The organism is Bacillus sp. S4 (genome assembly GCF_040838205.1).
Classification (GTDB): domain Bacteria; phylum Bacillota; class Bacilli; order Bacillales; family Bacillaceae_G; genus Bacillus_A; species Bacillus_A cereus_U.
Window position 1 is genome coordinate 1 of record NZ_JBFPJI010000101.1, and the last position, 11,263, is coordinate 11,263.

Consider the following 11,263-nt stretch of genomic DNA (forward strand, 5'->3'; position numbering starts at 1 on the left):
ATATGTATAAGAGTGTTCATGTTAAGCGGAATATATTATTATTAAAAAGATGGATTGGAACTGGAAATGTGGAATCCATCTCAAATACCGTTTTAGAATTTGGAGGAATATATGCAACACCGTAAAAAACTATCTATACCAGGAGTAATGGGACATTCCTTTCAAACAGTTAGATTTGCTTTTTGGAATGTATTAACCTTTCAACTTGTTTATAAATTATTAGCAGCGATTGTATTTGTCCCGCTATTTGGGATCATTTTTAATAAGTTATTGTATTTTGGTGGTTATGCAAATGCAACGAACGATGAATTATTAGCGTTTTTAAAGACACCATACGGCATCTTGGCAATCGTAATTTTGTCATTGTTAGCACTGTTTCTTATTTTTACGGAATTTGCGGTACTTATTATTATTTCGTATTTTGCTCATAAAAGACAAAAGGTGAAATTACGTCCGATTTTATATAAAACGGTAACGTATTTACCTACTCTTTTCACATATTGCTTACCAGGATTTATTTTATATGCTGTCGTATTATTACCTCTTTTAAATATGGGATATGAAACAGCATTAATTCCGCAAATTCAAATTCCTAACTTTATTACAGGAGAACTCTTCAAGACAACGATGGGACAAGTTGGTTATTACACGTTCTTTGCTGTAGTCGCGTATTTGAACCTTCGCTGGATTTTTGTTCTACCTATTGTCGTTTTAGAGCAAAAAACATTTCGCGTGGCAGCACGCAAAAGTGCAGCTTTAGTAAAAGAAAGCTTTTTTAAAGTACTATTCTTTTTAGTAGGTTTTTTCATTTCAATAGGGATTGTGTATATTGTATTTTGGGGAATATATTTATTGTGCCTATGGGGTGTGTATGAATTTACAAACCCGAAAGGAACATTCGCATTGTTAGCTGAATCAACAATGTCTGTATTCCTAACAAGTACATTGTATTTATTTAGCTTTATCGTGACACCATTTTATATTATGGCGATTACGCGATTGTATTTGCAAAAGGTTCCGGTTGAAGATGTTTTACTAGAAGAAGGATTAGACTATTCAAAATCGAAAGCAGATAAATGTTTCTTCCAAAAACATCGTTGGAAATTTATTGGTGTATATATTGTGGGAATTATTACTGCTGGAATGGTCGTTGCCTTCATTGTGACCTTTATTTCAAACACATATAAAGAACCAATTATTATGGCGCACCGTGGATATATATCAAAAGGTGTAGAGAATACGAAAGAAGCAGTGCAAGGTGCCATTGATGCAAAAGCAGACTATGCTGAAATAGATGTCTTGCAAACAAAAGATGGCGAACTAGCAGTCATACATGATTTGAAGTTGAAACGTCTTGCGAATGCGAATGTGCATGTATCAGATTTGACGATGGATGAGCTAAGGGAGCTTACTCTTAGTCAAGATGGGCTCACAGGAGAAATTAGTACATTAGATGAGATTATTAAGCTTTCAAAAAATAAAATAAAACTCAATATAGAAGTGAAGCTTCACGGTAATGAGAAGGACTTCGTAAATAAAGTATTAAAAGCAATTAAAGATAATGACTTTGAGAAACAATGCGTTATTCAAACATTACATTATCCCCTTATTAAAGAGTTTAAGCGTGCAAATCCAGATATAAAAGTAGGATATATACTGTATGCAAGTAGAGCTAACTTAAAGAATGTGAAGGCTGATTTTTATGTAGCAGAAGAATACATGTTAAATAAAAAATTAGTAAAAGAAGCAAGGAAGTTAAATAAGCCAATTTACGTATGGACAGTAAATGATATGGAAAGTTTAAAGGCATATTATAAGTTAAACGTAGATGGTATCATTACCGATTATCCTGAAGACGCACGTGAAACAATTAAGATGTTAAAAGAACAAGAAGCTGAAGAAAGCGATATATTTGATAAAATTACAGAAACGACAGAAGACTTGTTTTCAAAATTATTTATAAGTTACCCAGCTGCTGGCTAAATGCTAGTAGCTGTTTTTTTATGAAAAGAATATATTTCTAAAGTATTGTACAAAGTAATAAGTGTATATGTATACGTAACTACTTAGTTTTTTTACATTGTTACGTTATTGTCAAATAATAAATAATAACTATGCATTTTGAATGGATATAATAGAAATAGAGTGATAGATGATGAAGTGGTACGCAGAACTCAATAGAATCAATGTTTTATATATTTACACTATTCTAAATATAAAAACTTTAAAAAAATAGTATGTTAGCGTTTTCATAACTTTTAAGTTATGCTAGAATAAGGACATAAGTTATTAATTATTTAAAAAAGAAAAAAGAATTCCTTTTTTCTGTTAATTATAAGGGGGCATTTCATTATGCGTATTGGGGTACCAGCAGAAATTAAAAACAACGAAAACCGTGTGGCAATGACACCAGCAGGTGTTGTACATTTAGTTCGTAACAATCACGAAGTATTCATTCAAAAGGATGCAGGTGTAGGATCTGGTTTCACAGATGCTCAGTATGTTGAAGCGGGAGCAAAAATTGTTGATACAGCTGAAGAAGCTTGGAACATGGAAATGGTTATGAAAGTTAAGGAACCAGTTGAAAGCGAATACAAACACTTCAGTGAAGGTTTAATCTTATTCACATACTTACACTTAGCTCCAGAACCAGAATTAACAAAAGCGTTAATTGAAAAGAAAGTTGTTGCTATCGCATATGAAACAGTACAATTAGAAAACCGTTCATTACCATTACTTGCACCTATGAGTGAAGTAGCTGGTCGTATGGCTGCACAAATCGGTGCGCAATTCCTTGAGAAAAACAAAGGCGGTAAAGGTATCTTACTTGCAGGTGTTCCAGGAGTTAAACGCGGTAAAGTAACAATTATCGGTGGTGGACAAGCTGGTACAAATGCTGCTAAAATTGCAGTTGGACTAGGTGCGGATGTAACAATCATCGACTTAAGTGCAGAACGTCTTCGTCAATTAGATGACATTTTCGGAAACCAAGTAAAAACTTTAATGTCTAATCCTTACAATATTGCAGAAGCTGTAAAAGAATCTGATCTTGTAATCGGTGCAGTATTAATCCCAGGTGCAAAAGCGCCAAAACTTGTAACAGAAGAAATGATTCAATCAATGGAACCAGGTTCTGTCGTTGTAGATATTGCGATTGACCAAGGTGGTATTTTCGAAACAACTGACCGTATTACAACTCATGACAACCCAACTTATGAGAAATATGGTGTTGTTCACTATGCAGTTGCAAATATGCCAGGTGCGGTTCCACGTACATCAACTCTTGCATTAACAAACGTAACAGTACCATATGCAGTACAAATTGCTAACAAAGGCTACAAAGAAGCTTGCCTAGGCAACTCTGCATTATTAAAAGGTATTAACACATTAGAAGGCTACGTAACATTCGAAGCAGTTGCAGAAGCTCACGGTGTAGAGTACAAAGGTGCTAAAGAATTATTAGAAGCAGAAACAGTATCTTGCTAATAGAAGCATTATACAAAACAAAATCGAACAATATATAAAACAACATGATAAGAGCTAAGAGATAATACCTCTTAGCTCTTCTTGGTAAAAGGGGGCATTCATCGTGGCCAACCTATTCAAAAAGAAATCCGTTACGCAATTGTTAGGGGAAAGTAAAAGTAAAACTTTGACGAAAACGCTAGGGGCATTTGACCTAACAATGCTAGGGATTGGTGCGATAATTGGTACAGGAGTTCTAGTATTAACGGGATTAGTAGCAGCAAGAGATGCTGGTCCAGCAGTTATTTTTTCATTCATGATTGCAGCAATTGTTTGTGGATTTGCAGCTTTATGTTATGCAGAGGTTGCATCTGCACTTCCTGTTTCAGGTAGTGTGTACACATATTCATATGCAACAATTGGTGAGTTTGTTGCCCATTTAATGGGGTGGACATTGCTATCCGTATATGTCGTAACGACTGCCGCAGTAGCTGGTGGATGGACGGGTTATTTCAATAACTTAGTGAGTGGATTAGGAATTGAAATTCCAAAAGCATTGTTAACGATTCCATCGCAAGGTGGTATGGTGAACTTACCAGCAGTTATCGTTACGTTGGTGATAACTTGGTTATTATCACGAGGTACAAAGGAAAGTAAGCGTGTAAATAACATAATGGTATTAATTAAAATTGGTATTGTTGTTTTATTCATTGCAGTTGGTGTATTCTACGTGAAACCAGAAAACTGGATACCATTTGCACCGTACGGCTTAAGTGGAGTCTTCGCCGGAGGAGCAGCAGTATTCTTCGCTTTCTTAGGATTTGATGCATTAGCAACTTCTGCTGAAGAAGTAAAAAATCCGCAGCGTGATCTACCGATTGGTATTATTGCTTCATTAGTCATTTGTACAATCATTTATGTTGTAGTTTGTCTCGTTATGACAGGTATGGTTTCTTACAAGGAATTAGATGTACCTGAAGCGATGGCCTATGTACTAGAAGTTGTAGGACAAGATAAAGTGGCTGGTGTAATTGCTATTGGAGCTGTAATTGGTATTATGGCTGTAATTTTCGCATACATCTACGCTACGACACGTGTATTCTTCGCGATGAGCCGTGACGGTTTATTGCCAAAATCTTTCGCGAAAATTAACAAGAAGACAGAAGCACCAACATTTTCAGTTTGGTTAACAGGAATTGGTAGTGCTGTAATTGCTGGATTTATCGATTTAAAAGAATTGTCGAATTTAGCGAATATTGGAGCGTTATTAACATTCGCGATGGTTGGTGTAACTGTCATCATTCTTCGTAAAACGCATCCGAAATTACAACGTGGATTTATGGTACCACTTGTACCAATCTTACCGATTATTTCAGTTGCATGCTGTCTATTCTTAATGGTAAATCTACCGTTAAAAACATGGATATACTTCGGTGTTTGGTTGGCAATTGGAGTAGTTGTATACTTTGTATATTCGAAAAAACATAGTCATCTAAAAGAAGATGAAAGTTCGCAGGATAATTTAGAAGAAGCTAATTAAAGGGATATAAAGTTAGTAAGCCTTGTGCGTCTAGGGAGCGCGCAAGGCTTTTTCTTTTGGGGAAATAAAGGAGACCAATGTTATGTTGTCGAATTTTTATGTCGGAATATAAGAAGGGGTGGAAAGATGGAGACGAAAGTTGTCGTTGGAGCAGAGGGATATAATAATAACCCAGGTTGGTTACATACGAATGAAGAAGAATTAAATTTATTAAAAAGAGAAACGTGGCTTAATAAATTTCAGCCTAATTCTTTATCAGTAATTTTGGCTGAACACGTATGGGAGCATTTATCGTATGAAGAAGGTATAGAAGCAGCTAAAATATGCTATGAATTTTTACAAGATGATGGTTACATTCGTTGTGCGGTACCAGATGCATTTTTTCCAAATGAAGAATATCAGCAAGGTGTGCAAGTAGGAGGGCCAGGTCCATTAGATCATCCGGCTGCAAGTCATAAAATTGTACATAACTATAAAACGATTGTATCTATGTTTGAAGTAGCGGGTTTTCAAGTAAAGTTGCTAGAGTATTGCGATGAAAATGGAGAATTTCAGTATAATGATTGGAATGAGCAAGGAGGTTTTATTTATCGATCGAAACGTTTTGATTATAGAAATCAGGATGGTAAATTAGGATTCGCTTCGTTAATTGTGGATGCAGTGAAAGTTAATAAATAAGAAAAGGATGTGCGATAGCTTTCGTGCATCCTTTTTGTATGAAGAGCATGATAGATGCGGAGAATATTTATGTGTTTATTTTGAAACGTGAACGAAATTGTCAAAAAAATCTTACGGATTTTATTGACACATATGAACAGACGCTCATATAATAAGAGTATAAGATATATGAATGATTGTTCATATGTTCAATTAAAGAGGTGAGCTATAATGGCTGGAAATAAAATAGAAACGCAACAGGAAGCATGTTCTCAAACGGTAATTCATGAGGAAATCGTGGATCAAGTAAAACAAACAATTCCGACTGATGAAAGTTTAAGTAAAGTAGCAGAATTATTTAAAGTATTAGGTGACCGTACACGTACGAGAATATTACATGCATTATTTGAAGCTGAAATGTGTGTTTGTGATTTAGCTTATTTATTAGGAATGACGCAATCTTCAATCTCACATCAGCTTCGTGTATTAAAGCAAGCAAAGCTTGTAAAGAACCGTAAAGAAGGAAAGGTAGTTTATTATTCATTAGCTGATCAACACGTAATTCATATCTTCGAGCAAGCGTTTGAACACGTAAACGAGGAAGAATAAAAACGCGAGGAGGGAGAACGATGGCAGAGGCATTAGTGAAAAAGAAACTTATGCTAGAAGGTTTAGATTGTGCAAATTGTGCAATGAAAATTGAAAAAGGTGTTGGGAATATAGAAGGAGTAACGTCTTGTTCAGTAAACTTCGCAACAAAAACGATGCTTTTAGAAACACCGCAAAATAAAGAAAATCAAGTTGTTACGGAAGCGAAGCAACTTGTTACAAAATTAGAGCCGCATATTAAAGTGCAAGAAGAGCAAAAAACAAAATTAATAAAAGAAGTGTTTGTATTAGAAGGTTTAGACTGTGCAAATTGTGCAATGAAGATTGAAAATAAGGTAAAGGAAATGCCAACAGTTTCAGAAGCGACTGTTGATTTCGTATCAAAGAAATTACGAGTAGAAGTTACGAATAAAAGAGAACTTGAATCGACTGTGCAAAATATAAAAAATGTTGTTCAAAAGTTAGAGCCAGATGTAAAAGTTGTTCGTGAAGAGGAAAAGGGACACGACCACGGTCATGATCATGGTGATGGAAATGTGAAAAAGATGATAGGACGATTAGTATTCGGTGGAATTTTGACAGGAATTGCTGCATTAGCCGGATTACCGCAAATGATAACAATTCCATTATTCGTCCTTGCGTATTTATTAATAGGTGGAGATATCGTTTGGAGAGCGGTAAGAAACATAACTCGCGGCCAAGTGTTCGATGAAAACTTTTTAATGGCAATTGCAACTTTAGGAGCTTTCGCGATTCAACAATATCCAGAAGCGGTAGCAGTTATGCTATTTTATCAAGTAGGGGAACTGTTCCAAAGTATTGCAGTAAATCGTTCTCGAAAATCAATTACGTCATTAATGGATATTCGTCCTGACTATGCGAATGTGAAAGTTGGAAACGAAACGAAACAAGTATCACCAGAAGATGTGCAAATTGGTGAGTATATTATCGTAAAACCAGGTGAAAAAGTACCGTTAGACGGGAAAGTAATTGAGGGAACATCAATGATGGATACTTCAGCGTTAACAGGTGAGTCTGTACCGCGAGAAGTGGAAGTTGGTAATGACGTATTAAGTGGTTTTGTAAACCAAAATGGTGTGTTAACTGTTGAAGTTACAAAAGAGTTCGGTGAATCGACTGTATCGAAAATTTTAGACTTAGTACAAAATGCAAGTAGCAAAAAAGCGCCAACAGAAAACTTTATTACGAAGTTTGCACGTTATTATACTCCTGTTGTAGTTATAACAGCGGCAATAATGGCATTTATTCCACCACTTATTTTAGAGGGTGCTACATTCTCCGATTGGATTTACAGAGCTTTAGTGTTCTTAGTAATCTCTTGTCCATGTGCGCTCGTTGTATCGATTCCTCTTGGATTCTTTGGCGGTATTGGTGGGGCATCTAAAAGTGGTATTTTAGTAAAAGGAAGTAACTATTTAGAAGCATTGAATGATGTGAAATATATCGTTTTTGATAAAACAGGAACATTAACAAAAGGTGTCTTTAAAGTTACGAAGATGGATCCTAGTGAAGGTACTACAGCTGAAGAACTATTAGAATATGCAGCATTTGCAGAAGTATATTCAAATCATCCAATTGCACAATCTATTCGAAAAGCATATGGAAAATCAATCGATGAAAATGCTATTGAAGACTATAGTGAAATTTCTGGTCATGGTACGGTTGTAAAAGTACAAGGAAAAGAAATTTTCGCAGGTAATGCAAAGTTAATGAAGAAAGAAAATATTACATTTAAGCAGCCAGAAACAGTAGGTACACTCGTTCATGTTGCTGTAGATGGTAAATATGCGGGTTACATCGTTATCTCTGATGAGGTAAAAGAGGATTCAAAACAAGCAATTCAAAAGTTAAAAGAACTAGGTATTAAGAAGACAGTCATGTTAACTGGTGATGCAAAATCAGTTGGTGCAGCTGTTGGTAAAGAATTAGGTTTAGATGAAGTTCATGCCGAATTATTACCACACCAAAAAGTAGAAGAAATCGAAAAAATTGATGCAGCAAAACGCGGTAAAGAAAAGATTGCATTTGTTGGTGATGGTATTAATGATACACCAGTATTAGCACGAGCAGACGTTGGTATTGCGATGGGCGGTTTAGGGTCAGATGCAGCAATTGAAGCTGCTGACATCGTTATTATGACTGATGAGCCTTCAAAAATTGTGACAGCAGTAAAAATTGCAAAACGTACACGTAGCATCGTATGGCAAAATATTATATTTGCATTAGGGGTAAAAGGGTTAGTGTTATTACTCGGCGCCTTTGGTATTGCAACAATGTGGGAAGCAGTCTTCTCAGATGTTGGTGTGACGCTACTTGCAGTTTTAAATGCAATGCGTGTACTGAGAGTGAAAGATTTATAAAAATAAGAGAGGGCGCGATTACGCCCTCTCTTATTTTTATTATTTTACTGTGTTATTGAGGATGACTGTTGGTAACGTAATATTGAAAAAAACAGAGAAGGAGAAACTTCTCTGTTTATTTTTGTATATTTTTCGCAACCTTTTCTCGAACAGTTTGAATATAATTCATTTTATGATCCCAACATTCTTGGCTTAAATCGACAGGGTACTCTTCAGGGTTTAAAGTTCGCATATACTCTTCCCAAAATAGTGAGAGGCTGCGTTCGTTATATTTTTGGATATCTAATATATTGGGTAATTCATACGTTCTTTTACCGTTAACGAAAATATCTTGATGCAGTTCGCGTGCTTCAAAGTTTGTTACGAATTTACTTATATATGTGTGAACAGGATGGAACATTTTTAAACGTTCTTCTTTTCCAGGTTCTTCTGACTCTAACGCAATATAATCGCCTTCTGCATGATCGTTAACACGGTTAATAATACGATAAATTCGTTTAAGTCCTGGAGTGGTAATTTTTTCAGGGTTAGATGAAATTTTAATTGTATCATTTAATTTTCCGTCAGTATCTTCAATAGCGACTAGTTTGTAAACAGCCCCTAATGCTGGTTGCTCAAAGGCTGTAATCAGCTTTGTGCCAACACCCCATACATCAATCTTTGCCCCTTGAGATTTCAAATGCATAATCGTATATTCATCTAAGTCGCTAGAAGCGATAATTTTTGTGTTTGTAAATCCAGCTTCATCAAGTTGTTTTCTTGCTTCCTTTGATAAATATGCCATATCACCACTATCCAAGCGAATGCCATAAAAATTGATACGATCCCCGAATTCTTTTGCGACACGAATCGCATTTGGAACACCAGATTTCAAAGTGTCGTATGTATCGACGAGAAATACGCATTTTTTATGTGTTTCAGCATATTTTTTAAACGCAACATATTCATCACGATATGCTTGAACGAAAGAGTGGGCATGTGTGCCGGCTACAGGGATGCCAAAGCGTTTCCCTGCCCGAACGTTACTTGTAGAAGAGAAACCGCCAATGAAAGCAGCTCGTGTTCCCCAAAGGGCAGCATCAAACTCATGAGCACGTCTTGTACCAAACTCTAAAAGTTCATCATTATTTGCAGCGTGCTTCATACGTGCAGCTTTTGTAGCAATTAATGTTTGGTAATTTACAATATTTAAGAGGGCGGTTTCAATTATTTGTGCCTCGCCAAGTGGTGCATCGACACGTAATAAAGGCTCATTATTAAAAACAACTTCGCCTTCTTGCATACTACGAATTATTCCAGTGAACTTCATATTTTGTAAATAATGAAGGAAGTCTTCTTCAAATTGCAGCTCGGCTAAATAAGCGAGATCACTTTCGGTAAAGCTGAAATTTTCTATGTACTCTACAATTTTTTCAAGCCCAGCAAAAACAGCATAGCCGTTTTCAAACGGAAGCTTTCGAAAGTATAGATCAAAAACAGAACGGCGAGTATGAATACCATCTTTCCAATATGTATAAGCCATGTTGATTTGATATAAATCTGTATGTAAGGCGTAACTATCGTCTTTATAATGATTCATTGCGAAAACACCTCCGTAATTTGGTTATAGTATACCAATTTTTTCCCTTTCGTAGCAAAGAAGTAATAGGGGATTGAAGTCAAGAGAGAAAAAAATGAAATAATGCATATTTTTTAGAAAATTTACATTTATCAATTTATATTTCTTTAGATTTTATGTATTATTAGAGTAATGGGGGTAATGAGAATGGAGGAGGACAATGCAACAAACATTAGAAAAAATAGGCAAGCAAGTCTTTTATAAACGGCTACAGCAAAAAATGACACAAGAAGAATTATGTCAGGGCATTTGTTCTGTCTCATACTTAAGTAAGATCGAAAATGGAAAGATTGAAGCATCAGAAGAAATTCTACAATTGCTCTGCACAAGACTAGAAATTGCTGTGACAGATTTGAGAGATGTAGAAGAAGATGTGAAGGTGAAGTTGGACGAGTGGTTGAATGCACTAATTCATTTGGACAAGCAACAGGTAGAACGCATATATGAAGAGTTACAAGGTGAAATAAAACATGTTGTAGATTTTGAAATTATAAATTATTATAAACTGCTTTATACACGTTATTTAATTATGAAAAGGGATTTTCCTGCTGTTGAAGAAGAGTTAGAGAGCTTAAAGAAGATGTACAAAAAGTATTCACCATTCCAGAAATTATTATATACGTATAGCAAAGGGTTATATTATTTTTTACAACATAAATATAAGAGGGCTTTGGAGTACTTGGCTCGAACAGAAGTAATGGCAAAGGAACAAGGTTATCACGAAAATGGAATATATTTCAATTTAGCTCTTGTTTATAATGAATTAGAAGTTGAACATATGACTTTACATTTTGCTAATGTAGCGATGGAAGGATTTAAGAATGAATATAAGTTCCGTTATGTGATAAATTGCCAATTACTTATTGCGCTGAGTTATATACAAAAAAAACAATATAATGAAGCGCTATCTATTTATAACAATATTTTGAGAGAAGCAAATTCTTTCGCTGATAAAGAAAGCATAACAGCTATTGCTTTAAATAACTTAGGATT

General features: G+C 35.3%; 8 protein-coding genes. 7 read left to right on the forward strand and 1 reads right to left on the reverse strand.

Annotated elements, in window-relative coordinates:
• Nucleotides 1-111 precede the first annotated feature (111 nt).
• The 6 genes from AB3X48_RS12050 to AB3X48_RS12075 all read left to right on the forward strand — a co-directional run bounded on the left by AB3X48_RS12050 (nt 112) and on the right by AB3X48_RS12075 (nt 8,652).
• Nucleotides 112-1,983: a glycerophosphoryl diester phosphodiesterase membrane domain-containing protein gene (locus tag AB3X48_RS12050; RefSeq protein WP_016103501.1), complete on the forward strand. Its 1,872-nt coding sequence runs from the start codon at nt 112-114 to the stop codon at nt 1,981-1,983.
• Nucleotides 1,984-2,352: 369 nt separating this feature from the next.
• A complete protein-coding gene (gene ald, locus AB3X48_RS12055; RefSeq protein ID WP_367959575.1) occupies nt 2,353-3,486 on the forward strand; it encodes an alanine dehydrogenase in 1,134 nt (377 codons plus the stop codon).
• Nucleotides 3,487-3,589: 103 nt separating this feature from the next.
• The gene (locus AB3X48_RS12060) at nt 3,590-5,005 is read left to right on the forward strand and encodes an amino acid permease (protein WP_002159338.1); all 1,416 of its coding nucleotides are present in this window, start codon (nt 3,590-3,592) and stop codon (nt 5,003-5,005) included.
• Nucleotides 5,006-5,131: 126 nt separating this feature from the next.
• Nucleotides 5,132-5,683: a class I SAM-dependent methyltransferase gene (locus tag AB3X48_RS12065; RefSeq protein WP_002159337.1), complete on the forward strand. Its 552-nt coding sequence runs from the start codon at nt 5,132-5,134 to the stop codon at nt 5,681-5,683.
• A gap of 210 nt (nt 5,684-5,893) precedes the next feature.
• Complete coding sequence (locus AB3X48_RS12070; protein ID WP_002113975.1) at nt 5,894-6,271, forward strand: ArsR/SmtB family transcription factor; 378 nt, start codon at nt 5,894-5,896, stop codon at nt 6,269-6,271.
• Nucleotides 6,272-6,291: 20 nt separating this feature from the next.
• Complete coding sequence (locus tag AB3X48_RS12075) at nt 6,292-8,652, forward strand: heavy metal translocating P-type ATPase (protein ID WP_002159336.1); 2,361 nt, start codon at nt 6,292-6,294, stop codon at nt 8,650-8,652.
• A gap of 115 nt (nt 8,653-8,767) precedes the next feature.
• Here the strand turns inward: AB3X48_RS12075 and AB3X48_RS12080 are convergent, their stop codons facing one another.
• Nucleotides 8,768-10,231, reverse strand: a complete 1,464-nt coding sequence (locus AB3X48_RS12080) for a nicotinate phosphoribosyltransferase (RefSeq protein ID WP_002159335.1) — start codon at nt 10,229-10,231, stop codon at nt 8,768-8,770.
• Nucleotides 10,232-10,430: 199 nt separating this feature from the next.
• Between AB3X48_RS12080 and AB3X48_RS12085 the strand changes: the two genes are divergently transcribed.
• Nucleotides 10,431-11,263, forward strand: an 833-nt coding sequence (locus AB3X48_RS12085) for a helix-turn-helix domain-containing protein (RefSeq protein WP_367959578.1), incomplete at its 3' end; no start/stop codon positions are given.